Annotated in this window: 20 protein-coding genes; 8 read left to right on the top strand and 12 right to left on the bottom strand. The window is 66.7% G+C overall.

The genetic code is table 11. The features are described from left to right. Positions 1 to 94: 94 nt before the first annotated feature. Positions 95 to 1,873, bottom strand: a complete 1,779-nt coding sequence (locus FGU64_RS22125) for a tetratricopeptide repeat protein (RefSeq protein ID WP_139955049.1) — start codon at positions 1,871 to 1,873, stop codon at positions 95 to 97. Between the two features lie 167 nt (positions 1,874 to 2,040). Next, a complete protein-coding gene (locus FGU64_RS22120; RefSeq protein WP_139955048.1) occupies positions 2,041 to 3,057 on the bottom strand; it encodes a polyprenyl synthetase family protein in 1,017 nt (338 codons plus the stop codon). Between the two features lie 196 nt (positions 3,058 to 3,253). Here FGU64_RS22120 and FGU64_RS22115 point away from each other — a divergent pair, with 196 nt between their 5' ends. The 7 genes from FGU64_RS22115 to moaB all read left to right on the top strand — a co-directional run bounded on the left by FGU64_RS22115 (position 3,254) and on the right by moaB (position 8,655). Further along, positions 3,254 to 4,897 carry an alpha/beta-hydrolase family protein gene (locus tag FGU64_RS22115; protein WP_139955047.1) on the top strand — a complete coding sequence of 548 codons (1,644 nt, stop codon included), beginning with the start codon at positions 3,254 to 3,256 and terminating at the stop codon, positions 4,895 to 4,897. 52 nt (positions 4,898 to 4,949) lie between these two features. Next, on the top strand, positions 4,950 to 5,174 hold the full coding sequence (locus FGU64_RS22110) for a DUF2007 domain-containing protein (RefSeq protein ID WP_136359270.1): 225 nt from the start codon (positions 4,950 to 4,952) through the stop codon (positions 5,172 to 5,174). 10 nt (positions 5,175 to 5,184) lie between these two features. Further along, positions 5,185 to 5,970, top strand: a complete 786-nt coding sequence (locus tag FGU64_RS22105; RefSeq protein WP_139955046.1) for a methyltransferase — start codon at positions 5,185 to 5,187, stop codon at positions 5,968 to 5,970. Positions 5,971 to 6,036: 66 nt separating this feature from the next. Next, positions 6,037 to 6,894, top strand: coding sequence for a S49 family peptidase (locus tag FGU64_RS22100; protein WP_139955045.1), 858 nt, complete (start codon positions 6,037 to 6,039; stop codon positions 6,892 to 6,894). 78 nt (positions 6,895 to 6,972) lie between these two features. Then, positions 6,973 to 7,158, top strand: a complete 186-nt coding sequence (locus tag FGU64_RS22095) for a hypothetical protein (RefSeq protein ID WP_139955044.1) — start codon at positions 6,973 to 6,975, stop codon at positions 7,156 to 7,158. Between the two features lie 27 nt (positions 7,159 to 7,185). Then, positions 7,186 to 8,115: a 4-(cytidine 5'-diphospho)-2-C-methyl-D-erythritol kinase gene (locus FGU64_RS22090; protein WP_246671390.1), complete on the top strand. Its 930-nt coding sequence runs from the start codon at positions 7,186 to 7,188 to the stop codon at positions 8,113 to 8,115. Between the two features lie 3 nt (positions 8,116 to 8,118). After that, the gene (gene moaB, locus FGU64_RS22085) at positions 8,119 to 8,655 is read left to right on the top strand and encodes a molybdenum cofactor biosynthesis protein B (protein ID WP_136359277.1); all 537 of its coding nucleotides are present in this window, start codon (positions 8,119 to 8,121) and stop codon (positions 8,653 to 8,655) included. Between the two features lie 705 nt (positions 8,656 to 9,360). On the opposite strand, the gene FGU64_RS22080 is transcribed toward moaB, so the two are convergent. From FGU64_RS22080 to FGU64_RS22070, 3 genes are read right to left on the bottom strand one after another with little or no spacing between them, the layout of a single operon-like run. Further along, on the bottom strand, positions 9,361 to 10,221 hold the full coding sequence (locus FGU64_RS22080) for an NlpC/P60 family protein (RefSeq protein ID WP_139955043.1): 861 nt from the start codon (positions 10,219 to 10,221) through the stop codon (positions 9,361 to 9,363). A 39-nt stretch (positions 10,222 to 10,260) separates the two neighbouring features. After that, entirely contained in the window at positions 10,261 to 10,611 is a 351-nt protein-coding gene (locus FGU64_RS22075; protein ID WP_136359281.1) for a MarR family winged helix-turn-helix transcriptional regulator, read from the bottom strand. A gap of 47 nt (positions 10,612 to 10,658) precedes the next feature. Further along, the gene (locus FGU64_RS22070; RefSeq protein ID WP_139955042.1) at positions 10,659 to 12,017 is read right to left on the bottom strand and encodes a leucyl aminopeptidase family protein; all 1,359 of its coding nucleotides are present in this window, start codon (positions 12,015 to 12,017) and stop codon (positions 10,659 to 10,661) included. A gap of 131 nt (positions 12,018 to 12,148) precedes the next feature. Here FGU64_RS22070 and FGU64_RS22065 point away from each other — a divergent pair, with 131 nt between their 5' ends. Beyond that, on the top strand, positions 12,149 to 12,976 hold the full coding sequence (locus tag FGU64_RS22065; protein ID WP_136359285.1) for a tetratricopeptide repeat protein: 828 nt from the start codon (positions 12,149 to 12,151) through the stop codon (positions 12,974 to 12,976). 123 nt (positions 12,977 to 13,099) lie between these two features. Here the strand turns inward: FGU64_RS22065 and FGU64_RS22060 are convergent, their stop codons facing one another. The 7 genes from FGU64_RS22060 to cpaB are packed head-to-tail and all read right to left on the bottom strand — an operon-like array spanning position 13,100 to position 21,104. Continuing rightward, the gene (locus FGU64_RS22060) at positions 13,100 to 14,122 is read right to left on the bottom strand and encodes a type II secretion system F family protein (RefSeq protein WP_136359287.1); all 1,023 of its coding nucleotides are present in this window, start codon (positions 14,120 to 14,122) and stop codon (positions 13,100 to 13,102) included. 8 nt (positions 14,123 to 14,130) lie between these two features. After that, on the bottom strand, positions 14,131 to 15,144 hold the full coding sequence (locus FGU64_RS22055; RefSeq protein ID WP_139955041.1) for a type II secretion system F family protein: 1,014 nt from the start codon (positions 15,142 to 15,144) through the stop codon (positions 14,131 to 14,133). Between the two features lie 32 nt (positions 15,145 to 15,176). Further along, positions 15,177 to 16,700: a CpaF family protein gene (locus FGU64_RS22050; protein ID WP_139955040.1), complete on the bottom strand. Its 1,524-nt coding sequence runs from the start codon at positions 16,698 to 16,700 to the stop codon at positions 15,177 to 15,179. Positions 16,701 to 16,728: 28 nt separating this feature from the next. Continuing rightward, positions 16,729 to 18,009, bottom strand: coding sequence for a CpaE family protein (locus tag FGU64_RS22045; RefSeq protein WP_136359293.1), 1,281 nt, complete (start codon positions 18,007 to 18,009; stop codon positions 16,729 to 16,731). Positions 18,010 to 18,026: 17 nt separating this feature from the next. Then, positions 18,027 to 18,734: a CpaD family pilus assembly protein gene (locus FGU64_RS22040; RefSeq protein ID WP_246671192.1), complete on the bottom strand. Its 708-nt coding sequence runs from the start codon at positions 18,732 to 18,734 to the stop codon at positions 18,027 to 18,029. A 43-nt stretch (positions 18,735 to 18,777) separates the two neighbouring features. Next, on the bottom strand, positions 18,778 to 20,292 hold the full coding sequence (locus FGU64_RS22035; protein WP_168734562.1) for a type II and III secretion system protein family protein: 1,515 nt from the start codon (positions 20,290 to 20,292) through the stop codon (positions 18,778 to 18,780). Next, the gene (gene cpaB, locus FGU64_RS22030; protein ID WP_139955038.1) at positions 20,289 to 21,104 is read right to left on the bottom strand and encodes a Flp pilus assembly protein CpaB; all 816 of its coding nucleotides are present in this window, start codon (positions 21,102 to 21,104) and stop codon (positions 20,289 to 20,291) included. The genes FGU64_RS22035 and cpaB overlap by 4 nt, the downstream gene beginning before the upstream one ends. Positions 21,105 to 21,223: the final 119 nt, after the last annotated feature.

Below are 21,223 nucleotides of genomic sequence, written 5' to 3'. Positions count from 1 at the left end.
CCGGCCCGGGTCCCGCTGCCTCCGGCAGCTCCCGGGCGTTCGTGGCCTTTCATCGTGCCACCGGCACGATGAATTCGCTTCGCGAACCGGCCACTCACCCCTTCGGCGCAGGCGTCGGGGCCGGCTTCGGCTTCTGCATTTCCTGCGCAGTGTTCTTTTCCACCGGCGGCAGGCCCTCGCGCAGCTTCCGTTCGATCGTGGCGAGCACGTCCGGGTCCGGCTTCAGGTCGCGCGCGGTCCGCCACTGATAGGTGGCCTCCAGCTTGCGGCCGACGCGCCAGTAGACGTCACCCAGATGGTCGTTGAGCACCGGATCCTCCGGCTTCAGCGAAACGGCACGCTCCATCTCGCGCACGGCGTCGTCGTAGCGGCCAAGCTGATAGTAGGCCCAGCCCAGCGAATCGACGATGTAGCCGTCGCTCGGCCTCAGATCGACCGCCTTCTGGATCATCTCCAGGGCTTCCTTGAGGTTGGTGCCCTGATCGACCCAGGAATAGCCGAGATAGTTCAGCACCTGCGGCTGGTCGGGATAGAGCTCCAGCGCCTTGCGGAAGTTCGGCTCGGCCTTCGGCCATTCCTTCAGCCGCTCGTAAGCGATGCCGCGCTGATAGAAGATGTTCCAGTTCGCCTTGGTCGGCGTCTTCAGGCGCTCGACCGCCTTGTCATAGAGGTTGGCGGCGGAGCGGTAATCCTCCTTCACCGAATAGACACCGCCGAGCGCCAGGTAGCCGCGCATATCGTCGGGATGGGCGTCGACGAGCGCCTTGAGATGCGCGACGGCCTCGTCCTTCTGGCCGATATCGGCGAGGTTGAGGCCGAGTTGGAGGTCGGCGACCTCCTTGAGCGGCGAGGTCGCGGGAATGCGACGGTACAATTCGATGGCGCGCTTGCCGTCCTTCAGTTGCTCGGCAACGGCGGCAAGCTGCATGAGGGCCGCGTCGCTGTCCGGCTTCAGGGCGAGCGCATATTCCAGGTAAAGCCGCACGAACGGCTCGCCGCCGCCGCGGTTGAGCGCGGTGGCGAGGTCGAGCAGGATTTCGGACGCGCCGTCGGCGGGCGAGGCCACCAGCGGCTCAGGCTTGCCGCCCTTGGTGATCTCCTCGCGCAGGGCCACGATCTCGGGTTTGCCGGTAGCAAACCCTTCGGCCTGATCCAGCACGGCGAGCGCCTTGTCCTTGTCGCCCTGACGCGCCAGGAACGAGGCGTAAGCCTCGGCGCAACGCATCCAGGTTTCGGGCGCAGCGCTGCCGGCCGCCGTGTCCTTGATCGTCTCGGCGTAGATTTCGCCCGCCTTGTCCGTCAGGCCGGCAGCGTCGGCGATCAGCGCGCGATGGTAGGATTTGAACAGGTCGAACCATTCCGGCCCGTCGAGCTTTTCGACGAAGGCCATGGCGTCGGCGCCTTGGCCGGCCCCTTCCTTGGCCCAGCCGGTCATGATGCCGGTAATGAGCTTGTCGATATCGGCGGCCACCGACAGCTTCAGCCAGTACTGCGCCTTGTCGTAATCCTTCTTCTTGAACGAATCGACGGCCAGCACCAGCCGCGAGAAGCGTTCGACGTCCGGCACCTCCTTGAGCTTGTCGGCATAGGGCAGCGCCTCTTCGAAACGGCCCTGCGCGACCAGCGTCAGCATCAGGCTCTGCTGCAGCGCCGTATCGTCGGGCGCAAAGGCCAGCGCCTGCTTGTAATAATCGACGGCGCTGTCGAGGTCGTTGTCGGCTTCGGCGACGCGGGCGGCCAGGAATGCGCCCGAAAAGGACGTGATCTGGATCGGCGGGGCCGGCTTGTCCTCGGCCCGGCTTGACTGGCCGGAGGCCATCAGCACCGCGAGGACTGCAAGGCCCGAGAGCCAGCGAGCGCGTCTATGCCGCATTGTCTTCCTTTCCGACAGGGCGCGGCCCCTGCCATGGCAAGGGCTATTCCAGCGAGCGTTTTTCGGGGCGAAGCATGGCCATTTTGCGGTCACGCCTCGATCACGCCCGATTTTTACAATCCGGACGCCCGATTAACAAAGCGCAAACCACGATGCCGCCGCATCGCTCACGAAACCCGGCTGATGCAGAAATCGATGACGTCGATCAGCGCCGATTTCTGCGGCGTCGCCTCCAGCGGCGCCAGCGCGTCGCGGGCGATCTCGCCGAAATGGCGCGCGCGCCCGATGGTGTCGGCTATCGCCGCGTGCCGCTTCATCAGCCCGATGGCCTGCTCCAGGCCCGTATCGTCGGCCGAATTCTGCTCGATCGCCTTCTTCCAGAAGGCACGCTCACTCGCCGTGCCGCGCCGGTAGGCCAGAATCACCGGCAGCGTCACCTTCCCTTCGCGGAAATCGTCGCCAACGTTCTTGCCGAGATCCTTCGAGGAGCCGCCGTAGTCCAGCGCGTCGTCGATGAGCTGGAAGGCGAGGCCGAGATTCATGCCGTAGGAGCGCAGGGCAGCACGGTCCGTGCGCGTGGCGCCCGCGATCACCGGCCCGACCTCCGCCGCTGCCGAGAAAAGCGCCGCGGTCTTGGCCTTGATGACGGCGAAATGCTCGTCCTCGGTGGTTTCCAGGTTCTTGGCGGCGGCCAACTGCATGACCTCGCCCTCGGCGATCACCGAAGCGGCGCTCGACAGGATGTCCAGCGCGTCGAGCGAGCCGACGTCGACCATGACGCGGAAGGCCTGACCGAGCAGATAGTCGCCGACCAGCACGCTGGCCTGGTTGCCCCAGATCATGCGGGCCGTCTTCTTGCCACGGCGCATACCGCTTTCGTCCACGACGTCGTCGTGCAGGAGCGTGGCGGTGTGCATGAACTCGACCGCCATGGCGAGCTTGACATGGCCGTCGCCGGAATAGCCGAACATCTGCGCGGCGGCGAGCGTCACCATCGGGCGCAGGCGCTTGCCGCCCGAGGAAATCAGGTGGTTGGCGACCTGCGGGATCATCTCGACGTCCGAACCGGCCTTCGACAGGATCAGTTCGTTGACGCGCGCCATGTCGGCCGCCGTCAGGTCGATCAGGTGCTTGATGGAGGCGGCTTCCCGCTTTCCGTCCTCGAGGTTGACTACGACACCCACTAAAAACTCCGCGTCCCGCTGTTCGCCCGCGTTCTTTCGAACCGCAAGGAGTCTAGGCGGCGCCCGCATGCCCGGCAAGGGGCGAATTGGCGCGGATCACAGGCTGCGACGGCGCCCTTGCCCGATGCGCCGGCATGGCTACTGTGGCGAGGATCGCAACGCCCGTCCGACCCCGGAGCGATCAGGAAAGGTGCTGATGACGAGAGACTGGATCGAGCGGTTCTGGCGGACCCTGTCGCTGACTGGGCTGCTTGCCGGCACGCTGTTCTTCGCCGCTTCGCTGACGCCGTCGCTGATCCCGCGCGACTTCACGGTCCAGGGCGTCCTTTCCGGCATCGCCTTCAGCGCCGGCTACGGCATCGGCGTGTTCGGCCAATGGTTGTGGATCTGGCTGGAACTGCCGCTGCCGCGAGCGCGCGGCGCGCGCATCGCCAAGCAGGTTGCGGCCGCCGCCTGCGCCGCCATCGCGCTGGCCTTCCTGTGGCAGGCTTCCGCCTGGCAGAATTCCATTCGCAGCCTGATGGGCATGGAGCCGGTGGACAGCGTGCGCCCGTTCCAGGTCGGCCTCATCGCGCTCGTCGTCTTCGTCGTGCTGCTCGGCCTGGCGCGCCTGTTCCGGCTGACCGGGCGCATGACGTCGCGAAGGCTTCGCCCGTTCGTGCCGCGCCGCATCGCCGCTGTCGCCGGCAGCGCGGTTGCGGCGATCCTCTTCGTCGGCGTCGCGAACGGCGTCCTGCTGCGCTACGCGCTGCACGTCGCCGATTCGTCCTATCGCGCCATGGACGAACTGATCGAGGACGGGTCGAGCCCGCCGGCCGATCCGCAAAAGACCGGCAGTGCGGCTTCGGTGCTCACATGGGAGGGGCTCGGCCGCGCCGGCCGCGATTTCATCTCCAGCGGGCCGTCGGCGCAGGATATCGGCGGCTTCCTCGGCCGCGACGCCCAAGAGCCGATCCGCGTCTATGTCGGGCTGGGGTCCGCCGACACGCCCGCCGAGCGCGCAAGGCTGGCGCTGGAGGAATTGAAGCGCGTCGGCGCTTTCGAGAAATCCACGCTGGTCATCGTCACGCCGACCGGCACCGGCTGGGTCGATCCGGCCGCCGCCGACACGCTCGACTACCTGGAAGGCGGCGACGTCGCCAGCGTCGCCATCCAGTATTCCTACCTGGCAAGCTGGCTGTCGCTGCTGGTCGAGCCCGGTTACGGCAGCGACGCCTCCCGCGCGCTTTTCCACGAAGTCTACGGCTATTGGACCACGCTGCCGAAGGATCATCGGCCGAAGCTCTATCTCTACGGCCTCAGCCTCGGGGCGATGAATTCCGAACTGTCGAACGAGCTGTTCGAGGTGCTGGGCGATCCCTATCACGGCGCGCTGTGGGCCGGCCCGCCCTTCGCCAGCCGCATCTGGCGCTCGATCACCGAGCGCCGCAACGCCGGCACGCCGTTCTGGCTGCCGCGCTTCCGCGACGGCTCCTATGTGCGCTTCACCAGCCAGAAGAACGCGCTCGACATTCCGGGCGCGCAATGGGGGCCGCTGCGCGTCGTCTACCTGCAATATGCCAGCGATTCGGTCACCTTCTTCGATCCCTATTCCTTCTACCGGGCGCCCGAATGGATGACCCGGCCGCGCGGCCCAGACGTGTCGGACCAGTTGCGCTGGTATCCGATCGTCTCCTTCCTGCAATCGCTGGTCGATCTCGCCTTCGCCACCACCACGCCGATGGGGCACGGCCACGTCTATGCGCCCGAGCACTATATCGACGCCTGGGTCGCGGTGATGGGACTGCAATGGACGCCGCAAGACATAGCGAGGCTGAAGGCGCATTTCGCCGGGAAGTGAGGCCGATGCGACCGTCATTTACATCGCCGTCCCAAGCTGCGAATTTCGCGCCATGATCGAACTTGTCCGCACCAACGACGTCGTCATCATCTCCTTCGTCGAAGCGCTGATGCGCGACGCCGGCATCGGCTTCCTGGTGGCCGACCAGAACATGAGCGTGCTTGACGGTTCGATCGGCGTCCTGCCACGCCGCATCCTGGTCGAAAAGGACCGGGCGGACGAGGCGCGCCGCATCCTCACCGACGCCGGCATCGCCCACGAGATGCGCGTTCCGTGAGTCCTCGGCCATGAACGCACTCCCCGCCGGGACGGCGCAGACAGTCGACGCCTTCCATCGCGGACGCTTCTTCCTTGTCCAGCCTGCCGCAAGCGGCCACCGCGCCGGCATGGACGCCATGATGCTGGCCGCAAGCGTGCCTTCCGCCTTTGCCGGACGGCTGGCCGATTTCGGTGCCGGAGCCGGAGCCGCCGGCCTCGCGGTACTGTCGCGCTGCGCGGCGGCCGAGGCGGTGCTGGTCGAGCGCTCGCCCGAGATGGCCGCCTTCGCCGAAGCGACGCTGGCGCATCCCGGCAACGCCGCCTTGCAGGGCCGCGCTTCGGTTCTCGAAGCCGACGTGACATTGACCGGACGGGCGCGGGTAGCGGCCGGCCTCGCCGACAACGGCTTCGATTTCGCCGTCATGAACCCGCCCTTCAACGCCGGCGCCGACCGCGCGACACCGGACGCGCTGAAGCGGGCCGCGCATGTCATGGAAGACGCCCTGTTCGAGCGCTGGGTACGCAGCGCCGCCGCTGTCGTAAAACCGCGCGGCGGCTTGGCCGTCATCGCCCGGCCCGAACAGCTGGCGGAGCTGGTCGCCGCCGTCTCGGGCCGCTTCGGCGGTGCCGAGATCCTCGCCATCCATCCGCGCGCCGACGCCGCCGCCATCCGCATTGTCTTGCGCGCCTGGCGCGGCTCGCGCGCAAAACTGTCGCTCAAACCGCCGCTGGTGCTGCACGAGTCCGGTTCCGACCGCTTTTCGGCCCGCGCCGACGCCATCAACAACGGGATGGCCTCGCTTTTCGGCGATTGACGCCTCTTTGATATTGCCGCCGCGCGGCGAATGCCTACATGCTTTCAGCCATTGCCGGAGAACACCTTGCGCCGTCTCATCAACCGCCTGCTGCCGAAATCCTGGCGTTCCGACGCCGTCACCATCCCCGTCATCCGCCTGCAGGGTGCGATCATGGCCGGCGGCAGCCAGTTTCGGCCGGGCCTGTCGCTCGCCACCACGGCCGGGCTGATCGAAAAGGCCTTCGCCTTCGAGGCGCCGGCGGTGGCGATTGCCATCAATTCGCCGGGCGGCTCGCCGGTGCAGTCGCGGCTGATCTACAAGCGCATCTGTGACTTGGCAGTGGAGAAGAACAAACGCGTGCTGGTCTTCGTCGAGGACGTGGCGGCCTCCGGCGGCTACATGATCGCGCTGGCCGGCGACGAGATCATCGCCGACCCTTCCTCCATCGTCGGCTCGATCGGCGTGGTGTCCGCCTCCTTCGGTTTTCCCGAACTCTTGAAGAAGATCGGCGTCGAGCGGCGCGTCCACACCGCCGGGCAGAACAAGTCCGTGCTCGATCCGTTCAGGCCGGAAAAGCCGGAAGACGTCGAGCGGCTGAAGGCGCTGCAACTGGAGGTGCACGAAACCTTCATCGACATGGTCAAGGAACGGCGCGGGTCGAAGCTGAAGGACGATCCCGACCTGTTCACCGGCCTGTTCTGGACCGGCAAGCGCGGCCTCGACCTCGGGCTGGTCGACGCGCTGGGCGACATGCGCGGGGTACTGAGAAAGCGCTACGGGGCCAAGACGCGGCTCAAGCTGATCAGCCAGCCGCGCGGCCTGTTCGCCCGCTTCGGCCTGTTCGGCTCGAAGGCACAACCGGCCGACATCGCGGCGGCAGCCGCCGGCGGCCTGGCGGATGCGGCCGAGGATCGCGCCCTGTGGAGCCGTTACGGCCTTTGAAAAGCCGCATGAAAGGTCTAGCATGAACGGAAATCACATTGCTGGCCGCGTAACCGCCCCTGAGGCAGGAGCATCGACATGCCGCAACTCATCCTGTTCACCATCGTCGGCATCGCCGCCTATGTCGGCTACCGGTCGTTCGTGCGCGAGGCCCAACGGGTGACCGCCAAGGTCCGCCGCGCCGAGAAGCAGCAAGCCAACGGCACCATGGGCACGCTGGTGCAGGACCCCAAGACGGGCGAATACCGGCTGGCCAAGGACTGACCCCTCGCCCGACCGCACACCGTGGACATCGCGCCTCCTCCCACCGATCCGACCCTCGCAGATCTGGCCGTCACCGAGCTGGCGCCGGCCAAGCTTAATCTCGCGCTGCATGTGACCGGCCGGCGCGCCGACGGTTTTCACCTGCTCGAAAGCCTCGTCGTCTTCACCCGCTTCGGCGACCGGCTGCATGTCGAGCCGGCGGCGGAGGACGGCTTTGCCATCGACGGCCCGTTCGCCGATCAGCTTGACGCCGGCGCCGGCAATCTCGTCCTCCGCGCCCGCGAAGCGCTGCGGCAGGCACTGCCGGAACCGGCGCGGCAAGTGCTTTCCCCCGCCGCCGTCCGGCTTGAAAAGAACCTGCCCGTGGCCTCCGGCATCGGCGGCGGATCGAGCGACGCGGCCGCCGCGCTGCGCTCGCTGAACCGGCTGTGGGGCAGCAAGCTGGACGACCGCGCGCTTGCCGAGATCGGCGCCGGCCTCGGCGCGGACGTGCCGATGTGCCTGGCCGCTCGGCCGCTGGTCGCCAAAGGCATCGGCGAGATCGTCGAGCCGGTGGCGGATTTCCCGACGCTCGCGCTGGTGCTGGTCAATCCGGGCGCGGCCGTGGCGACGCCCGAGGTGTTTGCCCGGCTGACCCGGCGCGACGGCGAAAGCCTGCCTCCCCTGCCCGGCACGATCGATTTCCATTCGCTGCGGAACTGGCTGGAAACCACGCGCAACGACCTCGAACCCGCCGCGCGCGAAATCCAGCCGGCCATCGGCCAAGCGCTTGCTGCGTTGAACAAGGCCGGCTCCGGCTTCTCGCGCATGTCGGGCTCGGGCGCCACCTGCTTCGGCCTGTTCGAGACGGGCAACGTCGCCAAGCGCGCAGCCCTGGCCATCAGGGCCAAGCACCCCGGCTGGTTCGTGGCGGCGACGCGCGGCATGCCCTCGCCGGGTCGAAGCGAAGAGGCGTGAACCGTGTCCGACCGACCCTTCATCCCCGTCCGCATTGCCGTGCTCACCGTTTCCGACACGCGCACGCTGGCCGACGACAAGTCCGGGCAGACGATTGTAGACCGCATCGCTGAAGCCGGGCACCTGCTTGCCGACCGCGCCATCGTCACCGACGATCGCGAAAAGATCCGCGCCAAGGTTCTGGCCTGGTCGAAGGACGAGGGCGTGGATGTCGTCATCACCACCGGCGGCACCGGTTTCACCGGCCGCGACGTGACGCCGGAAGCGCTGGAACCGATCTTCGAGAAGCGCATGGACGGCTTCTCGGAAGTCTTCCACCGCATCTCCTTCGACAAGATCGGCACCTCGACGATCCAGTCGCGCGCCACCGGCGGCGTCGTCAACGCCACCTTCGTCTTCGTGCTGCCCGGCTCGCCCGGCGCCTGCCGCGACGCCTGGGACGGCATCCTGAAGGCGCAGCTCGACTACCGCCACATGCCCTGCAACTTCGTCGAGATCATGCCGAGGCTAGACGAGCACCTGCGGCGCGGCGGGAGCTGAATATCGGCGCACTTCATCGTCGCCACGCCCTGCTCTCGCAGTCTGGCCATTGTCAAAGAACGGACCTTGCGAACAAGGTCGGGAAGCGGGCGCGGGGGCCGTGCCTGCTAAGTTAAATAGTGGCGCGGCTTCCCGCGCCCGCCGGTGTCTTGCCTCCCCGAGGGTCGCTGCCGCCTTTCGGGCGGCCCGCTGGCTCGGTCGAGGCCCGGACTTGGGGGTTCATCGCCCAGCCGCCTACCGTAGACGACCAGCCCGGCACCGTCTCCTGCCACAAGCGCCCGGTTCGCGACCCGCGTTCCCGCACAGGAGATGACGGGCAGTATAGAGCGGGCGGAAAGGACGGGGATAGATTTCGGGAAGTTTTTTGCGGAAAGAGACGCGGCGAAGGCGCTCCTTTCTCCGCGACGGAGGAGTTGTCGCATGTGGTGCAGTACCCCCACCCCTAACCCCTCCCCGCAAGGGGGGGACGCTGACGCCGCCGTTTCAGCCGAAATCGGCAAGATTGGCGCGCTATAGCGGTGCCGCAAAGTCCCCCTCCCCCTTGCGGGGAGGGGTTAGGGGTGGGGGGTCTGCGCCATATGCAGCAGCCGTACCATCTGCGGGGAGAGGAGAACTTCGCCACTGCGCTCCGCTCAGCTTCCGGAACTACAAGCGCACAGCGTTCGCACCGCTTTAGCCTGCCCGCCGGCAGACAGGTGCCAGCTCTTACGGTCGCCGGAACCCGGTCGGGCCGCCGTAGAGGTAGCCGATGCGCTGAACCGCTTCGCGCAGGCCCTCGCGCGAGACCTGCATGGTGTGGCCGTTGGCGTGGATCATGATGTCGGCGTCGAGCATGACGGCGACGTGGCCCTTCCAGAAGACGAGGTCGCCTCGCTTCAGGCCGGAATAGTCCGCGCCGGGATCGAGCAGTTCGCCCAGCCCGTTCGCCTGCATGTCGGAATCGCGCAGCACGTCGCGCCCTGTCATGCGCATGGCAAGCTGGACGAGACCCGAGCAGTCGATGCCGAAACCGGAGACGCCGCCCCACAGGTAGGGCGTGTTCTCGAACTGCTCGGCCACCGTGACATAGTCGGCCGCATTCTCGCCGATGCGCGTGAGATGGCCGGCGATCACCGCCTCGCCGGACGGCAGCAGCGCATAGGTCGTGCCGCGCGTCTCGGCCGTGCCGGTCACTGTCAGCGCCGAACCCATGGAGAGGGCCTCCCCGCGAGGGAAACGCAGGTCCGGCCCGGGATAAAGGAAGGTGCGCGGCACCGAGACCAGATGCGTCGGCGCATGATCTCGGCCGGCGAGCGCCGAGGCCGCGATATAGCCGACATAGCCGTCGCGCGCGCCCTGCACCCAGGCGAAACCGCCGGCCTCGTCGAACACCGTCACGTCGTCGCCGAACAGGAACTGGGTGTCGATGCCGCTATCGGGGCGCGGCTCGCGGCGCACGTCGGCGACGGGCACCGCAATGCGCGCCGGTCGCCCGGTGACGAAGCGTGCGGCTTCCACCTCGCCCTCAAGGCGCTTGTCGGCGAGATCGGAGCGGAAGGCGTGCAGGCGGCGGTCGCGAACGGTCAAGATTCAATCCAGTATCAGGGCCAGTAACAGGGCCAACCATCAGATCGGCAGGTCGAGTGCCTTGGCAACGATAGCATCGCCGAGCCGCTCGACATAGAGCGCACCTTCCACCGTGCGTTTGACCAGCACATTGCGGCGGTCAAGCTCGTCGCGGTGGCGCGACACCAGCTTCAGCGTTCCCATCGTATCGAGCGCGCGGGTGATGACCGGCTTGGTGACGCCGAGCCGCGCCGCCAGCGCGCGAATCGTGTGCGGCGGCGGGTCGAGGTAGATGGTGAGCAGGATCGCCATCTGGCGCTGCGTCAGGTCGGGCGCGTCGTCGCGCACCTCGGCCAGCAGAACCTGCTGCCAGAGCCGCATCGCCTGGGACGGTCGCATGGTGATCGCCATGCCGTCATTGTGGCGGCAAATCGTTTCGGATGCGTTTCAGATGGAGATCAGCCGAACCGGCTCGAAATCACCTTCTCCAGCGCGCGGATCGCCTGCGCCTCGCCGCCGGCAAGGCCATGTGGCCGGTCGGCGGGGTTCCATGCGAAGATGTCGAAATGCGCCCAGCTTCTGGCCTTCGCCACGAAGCGGCCGAGGAAGAGCGCCGCCGTCACCGAGCCGGCGAAGGCGTCGGCCGTGACGTTGTTCATGTCGGCCACCTTGGAGGACAGCTTCGCCTCGTAGGGCCTCCACAGCGGCATGCGCCAGAGTGGGTCCTCGACCGCGTGCGACGCGGCCGCCAGATCGCCGGCAAGCGCATCATCGTGGGTGTAGAAGGGCACGAGATCCGGTCCGAGCGCGACGCGCGCGGCGCCGGTGAGCGTCGCCATGTCGATCAGAAGGTCGGGCGTTTCCTCGTCGGCCAGCGCCAGCGCGTCGGCGAGCACCAGACGGCCCTCGGCGTCGGTGTTGCCGATTTCCACGGTCACTCCCTTGCGGCTCGTCAGCACGTCGCCGGGGCGGAAGGCGTTGGCCGAGATGGAGTTTTCCACCGCCGGGACCAGCACGCGCAGCCGCACCTTGAGACCGGCGGCCATGATCATCGAGGCGAGCCCCAGCACGTTGGCCGCGCCGCCCATGTCCTTCTTCATCAAGAGCATGCCGGACGCCGGCTTGATGTCGAGGCCGCCGGTGTCGAAGCACACGCCCTTGCCGACCAGCGTCACCTTCGGCGCGCCTTTCGGCCCCCAGGCGAGGTCGATCAGGCGCGGCGCCTCGGCCGAGGCACGGCCGACGGCGTGGATCATCGGGAAGTTCTTCTTTAACAGGTCGTCGCCCTTGATGACGGCAACCGTCGCCTTGTGGATGCGGGCGAGGCCGCGCACGGCCTTTTCCAGCGCCTCCGGCCCCATGTCGCTGGTCGGCGTGTTGACGAGGTCGCGCGCCAGCATGGTGCCGGCGGCGAGCCGTTCCACCCGGGCAGCGTCGGCGCCTTCCGGCAAGGCGAAGCGCAGCGCCCTGCCCGGCTTCTTGCCGTAGCGGGTGAAGACGTAGCCGCCGAGTTGCAAGGCCAGCGCGGCAAGGTCCGGATCGGCCGGCTGTGCGGCGAAATGCCAGTCGCCTTCCGGCAGGGCACGCGCCAGCGCACCCAGCGCCAGCATACCGTCGCCGTGCCCGAACAGGGCGCCGGCCAGTGCGCCGTTTTCGCCCGGCACCAGCAATGCGCGGCCCGCGTCGCCGGAAAAGCCCGCGGCCTTCGCCCAGGCGGTCGCGGACGGCGGCAGGCCGGCCGCTTCCAGCTCTCCCGGCCGCACCAGATGGACCGGCAAGGACTTTTTCGATTTGCGGGAGACGATCTCGACGGGCATGGGCACTCCAGTGCCGAGCCGGACGGACGCCGACTCGCGCTTCTTAACCAAGCGTTAGGGTTAACAGAATATTTCTCGGCTGGGGAAGGCACCTTTCGACGGGAGCCTTTGTGCAACGGAGGCCTGATTCCATGTCGAGACATGCCGGCACGAGGGGTAAGGCCCGCTTCGCAGCGACGGCGCTGGCGCTGGTCATGGCGGCCGGACTGGCGGGCTGCGGCACCGACCGCATGAGTACGGGTTCGATCGGCCCCTCGCGCGGCAAGGCGGTGGAGACGATGTCGGCCGGCGAACTGCAAAGCGCCTCGGTAGCGCTCGGCCGGTCCTATGCGAGCAATCCCAACGACAAGGGACTGGCGATCAAATACGCCACCGTATTGCAGATGAACGGCGACGCCGACCAGTCGCTGGCCGTCATGCGCAAGCTCGCCATCGCCTATCCCAAGGATCGCGACGTGCTGGCGGCTTACGGCAAGGCGCTCGCCGCCAACGGCCAGCTCCAGCCGGCGCTGGACGCCGTGCGCCGGGCGCAGACGCCCGAATACCCGGACTGGAAGCTGGTTTCGGCCGAAGGCGCAATCCTCGACCAGCTCGGCCAGAAGGACCAGGCGCGCGAACGCTACCGCAAGGCGCTCGAACTGAAGCCGAACGAACCGTCGGTGCTGTCCAATCTCGGCATGTCCTATCTGCTCGGCGGCGACCTGCGCATGGCCGAAACCTATCTGCGCTCGGCCGCCCAGCAGCCCAGCGCCGACAGCCGCGTACGCCAGAACCTGGCGCTGGTGGTCGGCCTGCAGGGCCGCTTCGACGAGGCCGAGAAGATCGCCTCGCAGGAACTGCCGCCCGACCAGGCCGCCGCCAACGTCGCCTACCTGCGCAAGATGCTGTCGCAGCAGAACGCCTGGAACCAGCTCAAGAAAGAAGACAAGGGCGGCGGCGCCGAAACCAACACCAACTGACCGATCCGCCGGCCCGCCGGCGGCCACCCGGCACGATCGACGAATGAAAAACCCGGCCGAACAGCCGGGTTTTTGTTTGGTCGCCGTCTGCGCCTTGCCCGGAAGGGCACGGCCACCCCTGCCCTATTTCGAGCTGTCCTGCGTCGACGCGTGCGCGGGGCCGAAGAGGCCGCCCTGCTCGCTGATCTGGATGCCGGCCGGGCCGAGGATGACGGCGAACAGCACCGGCAGGAAGAACAGGATCATCGGCACGGTGAGCTTCGGCGGCAGGGCGGCGGCCTTCTTCTCCGCCTCGTTCATACGCATGTCGCGGCTCTCGGAAGCCAGCACGCGCAGCGCGTGGGCGACCGGCGTACCGTAGCGCTCCGCCTGGATAAGAGCCTGGCTGACGGACTTGACCGTTTCCAGCCCGGTGCGCGCGGCGAGGTTCTCGTAGGCCTGGCGGCGCTCCTGCAGGTAGGACAGTTCGGCGTTGGTCAGCACGAACTCCTCGGCCAGCGCCACCGACTGGGAGCCGATCTCGTCGGCCACCTTGCGCAGGGCCGCCTCCGTCGACATGCCCGATTCCACGCAGATCAGCATCAGGTCGAGCGCATCGGGCCAGGCGCGCTGGATCGACTGCTTGCGCTTGGTCACCAGATTGGAGACATAAAATACCGGCGCGTAGAAACCCGCATAGGCGGCCAGAACGCAGATGAAGATCTTCACGAAGGTCGACTGCTCGGGCAGGCCGTCCAGCACGAAAACATAGACAACCGCCAAGGCAAGGCCGACGAACGGCAGGACCAGGCGGAAGAACAGGAACTTCGTCAGCGGATTCTGACCGCGGAAGCCGGCCATCTTCAGCTTCTGCATGGTCCCTTCGTCGGCCAGGGCGCGCTTCAGGTCCAGCCGCTCGACGATGGTGCGCATGCCCAGCGACTGTTCCTCGCGCAGGCCCTTGCGGCGGCGGTCGGCCTCGGCCGCCAGACGGGCCCGCTGCTTGGCGCGCAGTTCCTCGCGCTCCAGCGCGACCGACTTCATGCGGGATTTGAGCGGGTTGCCGCCGAAGGCCGGAACCAGCGTGAAGACGGTGGCGAAGACGGCGATGCCGACCAGCAGCGCGATGAGGAAGGAAGGATCGGTAAGGGTTTTGACGACGCCCATCGCTGCACCTACACGTCGAAATTGATCATCTTGCGCATCACGAAGATGCCGATCCCCATCCAGATGCCGGAGAGGCCGAGGATGAGATGGCCGGTATCGGTGGTGAACAGCGGCATGATGTATTTGGGGCTGGTGATGAAGGTCATGACCGCGACGACGAAAGGCAGCGCACCGATGATGGCGGCGGAAGCCTTGGCTTCCATCGAAAGGGCCTGCACCCTGGCCTTCATCTTCTTGCGGTCGCGCAGCACGCGCGAGAGATTGCCCAGCGCCTCGGAAAGGTTGCCGCCGGCCTGGCTCTGGATCTGGATGACGATGCCGAAGAAGCCCGCCTCGGGACACGGCATCGTCTCGGGCATGCGCATGGCCGCATCGGGGATCGACAGGCCGAGTTGCTGGGCGTCGACGATGCGGCGGAACTCGGTCTTGACGGGCTCCTGCGCCTCGTTGGCGATCAGGCGCACCCCGTCGTTGAGCGGCAGGCCGGATTTCACGGCGCGCACGATGACGTCCAGCGCGTTGGGAAACTCGTCGAGGAACTTCTTGACGCGGCGTTTGCGGCGGAACGAGACGAGCCAGCGCGGCAAGCCGAGCCCGCCGACCAGCAGGATCGCCAGCGCGACGAACAGCGGCGCCCCGACCAGGAAGAAGAGCAAGGCCATCACCAGGCCGAAAATGCCCGAATAAAGATAGAAACGCTCGATCGTCACGGTCATGCCGGCCTGCCGCAACTGCACCTTGAGCGGCGGCTTCTTGACGTTGACGTCCTTGCGCTTCTGCTTTTCTTCCAGGTCCTTCAGCGAATCCTGCACGGACTTGCGGCGCTTGGCCACTTCGGCAATGCGGTCGCGCGAGGCCTTGGCCGCGGCACGGTCGCTGTCGGCCGCCTTGACGGTCTGCAGGCGGCGGCCGACCTGCTTTTCCCGGCTGATGTCGTTGAACAGGAAGGCATAGGCGACCGCACCGGCGGCAAAGCCGGCCAGCGCCACGAAAGCCAGGGTCGTGGGATCAATTCCAAACATGATGCAAAGCCCCTGCCTTTCCCACGGCGGCGTCAGTCGGCCCGTTTCTCCATCGCCTCGAGCGCGGTCGCCAGGCGCAGTTCCTCGCCGAAATAGCGCGCGCGTTCCCAGAAATGCGGCCGGCCGATGCCGGTGGAGACATGCTCGCCCAGCAGGCGGCCGTTCTGGTCCTCGCCCTTGATGTTGTAGACGACGATATCCTGGGTGATGACGACATCGCCTTCCATGCCGACCACTTCCGTGACGTGGGTGATGCGGCGCGAGCCGTCGCGCAGGCGCGCGGCCTGGATGATGACGTCGACCGAACCGACGATGATCTCGCGCACGGTTTTCTGCGGCAACGAATAGCCGCCCATGGCGATCATCGATTCCATGCGGTTGAGACATTCGCGCGGGCTGTTGGAGTGGATGGTGCCCATCGAGCCGTCGTGGCCCGTGTTCATCGCCTGAAGCAGGTCGAACACCTCGGGGCCGCGCACCTCGCCGACGATGATGCGTTCGGGTCGCATGCGCAGGCAGTTCTTGACCAGGTCGCGCATGGTCACCTCGCCCTCGCCCTCGAGGTTCTTGGGGCGGGTTTCCAGGCGCACGACGTGGGGCTGCTGCAGTTGCAGTTCGGCCGAATCCTCGCAGGTTATGATGCGCTCGTCGCGGTCGATATAGTTTGTCAGGCAGTTGAGCAGCGTCGTCTTGCCGGAGCCCGTGCCGCCCGAGATGATGACGTTGCAGCGCACGCGGCCGATGATCTTGAGCACCTCCGCGCCTTCGGGCGAGATGGCGCCGAAGCGGACGAGCTGGTCGAGGGTGAGCTTGTCCTTCTTGAACTTGCGGATGGTGAGCGCGGTGCCGTCGATGGCCAGCGGCGGCGCGATGACGTTGACGCGCGAGCCGTCGGGCAGGCGCGCGTCGCAGATCGGCGAAGATTCGTCGACGCGGCGGCCGACCTGGCTGACGATGCGCTGGCAGATGTTGAGGAGCTGCTGGTTGTCGCGGAAGCGGATGCCGGTCGTCTCGACCTTGCCGTTGACTTCGATGTAGACGTTCTTGGAGCCGTTCACCATGATGTCGGCGATGTCGTCGCGCGCCAGCAGCGGTTCCAGCGGGCCGTAGCCCAGAACATCGTTGCAGATGTCGTCGAGCAGTTCTTCCTGCTCGGCGATCGACATGGCGAAGTTCTTGATCGCGATGATGTCGTTGACGATGTCGCGGATTTCCTCGCGCGCGCTCTCGGGATCGAGCTTGGCGAGCTGCGACAGGTCGATGGTGTCGATCAGCGCCGAAAAGACCTGGCTCTTGGTGTCGTAATAGGCCTCGGAGCGTTCGCGCGGGCCGCGCCGCGGCTCGGCGGCGAGCGGCGGAGCCTCGACGTTGCGGCGCGTGACCGGCGGCGGCGCCGGCGGAGCCAAGGGGGCGCTGGGAGGAGTTGCGGCGGGACGTGCGGGCGCCTCCGCCACGGTGGAGCGCGGGACAGCCTCCGCCGGCGGCGCCGCCGGCGCGGTCGGGCGGAACTCGGGAACGCCCCGGTTGCCGTCGTCGTTGCCTCTTTTGCCAAACATGATCGCTACCGATTCCGCCGAACTGCCATCACTTCTTGCCGCGCTTCAGCTTTTCGAGGATGCCGCCGAGGGCGGCCTTCTTCCTGGTCTTGAGTTCGCTGCGGCCGGTCAGCACATGGGCGACCTCGTTGACGATGGCCACGATCGGGCTCTTGGCGTCCATTTCGCCCAGCATGCGGCCGTTGTTGGCGGCGTTGCCGAACAGCAGCGGCTCGAAGGGAATGACCGCCATCGGCGTGATGCCGAGCGGCTCGGCGAAATCCTGCGGGCTGATCTCGGGGCGCTTGGGCACGCCGGCCTGGTTGAGGACCAGCTTCGGCGGCGGATCGTTCGGCCTGAGCTTCTTCAGCATGTCCACCAGATTCTTGGTGTTGCGCAGGTTGGCCAGCTCGGGCGTCGCGGTGATGACCACGTCGTCGGCCCTTGCCAGCGTGTTCTTCGACCAGCCGCTCCAGACATGCGGCACGTCGAGCACCAGGAGCGGCGCGCTGCGCTGGGCGGTATCGATGATGTGGGCGAAGGCGTCGGCGTCGAAATCGCAGACGCGGTCGAGCGTCGAGGGCGCTGCCAGCAGCGACAGGTGCTCGGCGCATTGCGCCAGAAGGCGATCCAGATAGACCTCGTCGATGCGCTCGGGCGAAAAGACCGCCTCGGCGATGCCTTGCGCCGGGTCCTGGTCGAAATTGATGTTGGCGGTGCCGAAGGCGAGGTCGAGGTCGGCCACCATCACCTCGGACTTGAACAGCGACGACATCGCCCAGGCGACGTTGTGGGCGATGGTGGAAGATCCGACGCCGCCCTTGGCGCCGACGAAGGCGATGGCGCGGCCGATCGGCTCGGCCTCGGGATCGACGAAGATCGAGGAGATGACGCTGACGATGTCGGCCATCGAGATCGGCGCGATGACGTATTCGGAAATGCCGGAGCGGATCAGCTCGCGATAAAGGCCGACGTCGTTGTAGTGGCCGACCACCACCACCTTGGAGCTGGGGTCGCAATGCTCGGCGAGCTGGCCGAGCTGCGCCATCAGTTCCTTCGGCTCGGCGCGCGATTCCAGCAGGATCAGGTTGGGCGTCGGCGCCGACTGGTAGAACTCGATCGCGGTCGGGATGCCGCCCATATGCACCTTGAGGTGCGCCTTGGCCATGCGGCGGTCGCTGCCGGCGCGCTCGATCGGCCCGGCCACCCCTTCCGTCTCGCAGAAAGCCTGGATGGAGATGCGCGGGATCGGCCGCAGGGTCTGCATGGCGGCGACGTCGCGGGCGTCGTCGCTGCCTTCGATATCGGTGTCGTAGGCGAGATTGCTCATCGTCCTGCCCCCGCGGCCTAGTAGGTCACTTCGGAATTGCCGAGGAACTCTTCGGAGATGCCTCGCGCCCGATAGACGTCGATCACCTTGCCGCGATTCTCCGCGTCGATTGTGGTCTGCTTGCGCGGCCCGATCAGGTCCGCCGGATTGGCGATCTGCGCGGCGAGGTTGTTCTGGTAGGAGCAGCCGAAATTGGCGTAGTGCTTGTTTTCGGCATTGTTCAAGAGGTCGTCCGGCCAGCGGCCGCAACGGTCGGTATGCGCCTTGACGGCGGTATAGGAGACGCGGATCGGCGCCGAGACGTCGGAGCCGCCCGCCTGGTAGGACAGGGTCGAGATGCGCTTGCGGCTGATGCCGCTGGCCGCCGCCAGCCGGGCGAAATCGCGGGCGGCCGCGCGGGCGGCGATCTCGTTGGCCGAACCGGACGGCACCGCGATGGTGAGCAGGGGTGCCGCACTCCTGTCGTAGCCGTCGAGGAAGCCGAGCAGCGTCTGGCGCTGCGCCCTGGTCATACCACGGTCGCCGGCGCCGACCGGCAGGTCGATCTTGAGATCCTGCTGGGAAATGACGATCGGATGGTTGGTGCGGTAATCGTCCGGCACCGAACCGACGGTGATGGAATCGCGGTTGGCGCAGCCCGCCAGCAGTGCCGCGGCGGCAACTGCCACGAGCGGAAGGGAGGTGCCTAAACGGAACCGGCGAACGGAATGCGGCGCTGTCGCCATGACCCCTGCTCCAAAGTTTGAACCAGACATGTCCGTTCCCCGCTTATTTGTAGATGAAGCCGACGACGCCGTGATACCGGCCGGCTGGCCTGTCCGTCTGCATGGTGCCGTAGACGCGGTTGACGCGGCCAAGGAACATGCCGGCGCCATCGCTGGCGGCGTTGAAATTGTCGTCCGGCTTGGCAAGCTCGTTGCGCGCCACCGGCCGCGACAGATAGGGCGTCACGATGATGACAAGCTCGGTCTCGTTGCGGACGAAATCGCGCGAGCGGAACAGCGTGCCGAGTACCGGGATCTTGGAGAGGCCGGGCATGCCCGTAAGCGCCTGGCGCACGTCGTCGCGAACGAGGCCGGCGATCATCATCGAACCGCCGGAGGGCAGCTCGATGGTGGTGTCGGCAAGGCGTTTGCGCAGCGAGATCACGCTGCCGCCGCCGGCGACCACCGACCCCTCGTTGGTCGGCTCGGACACGCTCGTCCGGACCTTCAGGCTGATGCGGCCGGGCGAAAGGACGACAGGCTGGAATTCGAGACCAATGCCGTATTCGATCTTCTCGTGCGAATAGGTCGGATTGCCGTCGCGGTTATCGTTGGATTTGTTTTCCGTGTAACCGGAGGTCATGTTGAATTCACCGCCCACCTTGAAGGTGGCCTTCTCGCCCGAGACGGCGGTGAGCGTCGGTTCGGCCAGCGTCTTCATGACGCCGCCCTGTTCCATGGCATTGAGATAGGCGTTGAGCGTGGAAGTCCCCAGCGACAACGCCGGATTGACCGCGCCCTGCATCGGCATGCCGAGGCCGAACTGCTGGGCGCTGACGGCGCCCCAGCTGATGCCGTTGCTCGAGCCATTGGCGACCATGTTGACGCCGAGCTGCTTCATGACGTTGCGGCTGACTTCGGCGACCGTCACCTTGAGCGTCACCTGATCGTCGCCGATGATCTGCAAGAGGTTGATGATGGCGCTTTTCTGGCGCTGGGAGTCGGGGTTGTTGATATCGACGCCGCCGGCGGCGTTGCCGCCCGCCGCGGTCTGTGAATACTGGCCCGTCGTCGCCTCGCCACCGGTGACGAAGGCGGTGGCGAGGTCGGCGGCGCGCTTGGAATCCAGCGGCGTGTCGACGGTACCGGTCAGCACCACGTTGTCGTTGAGCAGCTCGACCTTGATGTCGGAGCCGGGAATGAAGCGCTTGAGATATTCCTCCAGGCCGGCGACATCGCGCTCGACGTCGAGGTCGAGGCTGACGATCTGCTCGCCGTTGGCGCCGAAGACGAAGATGTTCGTCTCGCCGACCGCCTTGCCGAACAGATAGATGCGCCGCGAGGTGCGGGTGACCGCGTCGGCGACCGCCGGGTTGGCGACCAGGATGTCATAGGCATCGCTGGGCAGGTCGAGGACCACCGACTTGTTCAGACCGAGCTTGATGTGCTGGTTTGCCGAACTGGTTCCGACGCGCGCCTTGCCGGCATGCGCCTCGACCGGCATGAAGGAGCCGGCGGCGAACAGGCCGAGCCCGAGCACGGCGGCGAGCGCGATGCGCACTCCAGCATGTGTCCTCATTTCCTAGCTCCCATTTCGGAAACCTCTCCCGACTTGATCAGGCGCACCGTTCCGCGCCGGCCGTTGCCGGAAACGAGATAATCGGCCTCGCCGGTGACCTTCTCGTCGGCGTCGGCGATGGGCCTGAGCGCCAGCGTCAGCCGATCCGCCATCTGCTGGGCGACGGTGATGATCTCGGCCTGCTGCGGCGTCAGCTCCAGCGTCGCCGTCTGGCCGACACGGGTCTTCTTGCCTTCCTCGTCTTCCTGGATCGTCTGGTCGATGGCCAGCACGCGGATGTTCTTCAGGATGGTCTCGGTGAAGAAGCCGTTCGACCCCGGAACGTCCTTGTCGACCCGCCGGGTCATGATGACGTCGACGAAGTCGTTCGGCAGGATGAAGCCGCCGGCGGAAGTATCGGCGGCGATCGAGGTAGCGACGGCGCGGGTGCCCGACGGCAGGATCGAGGACATGAAGCTCTGCCCCTCGCCGATCAGCTTGGACCGGCGCAGCGGCTCGCCGGTGTACATGGCCATGCGGGCGACCGAGCCCTTCAGCTTTTCCACCGCGTCGGGCTCGTTGGCGCGGGTGATGAAATTGGCGTTGACGCCGTCGGACGGCCACTTTTCCCACGAGATGTTGTTGGCCAGCGTCCCGCCCATCGGCACGTCGCCGGACAGCACCAGCACATCCTGCAACGCGATGGCCGGCTGCTGCGGCGTGTTGACGACGACTTCGGCAGGCGGCTTGACCGCCATGTTCTTGGCGACATAGCCGGCCCCCCCGGCTGCGGCCACCGCGACGCTCAAGATAATCAATCGGGATGCCGGCATATGCCCAACCCTCGCCCTTAGCAAACCTCTAGCCAGGCGGGACTTTGCAGCGGCAATCGTCAAATTAGGGTTAATGCAATGCTTACGATCGTGATTAATTTAACGTTTATGCAAATGCG

It is taken from the genome of Mesorhizobium sp. 8 (assembly GCF_006351905.1).
Lineage (GTDB): Bacteria > Pseudomonadota > Alphaproteobacteria > Rhizobiales > Rhizobiaceae > Mesorhizobium > Mesorhizobium composti.
This window is presented reverse-complemented; position numbering and strand designations above follow the sequence as displayed.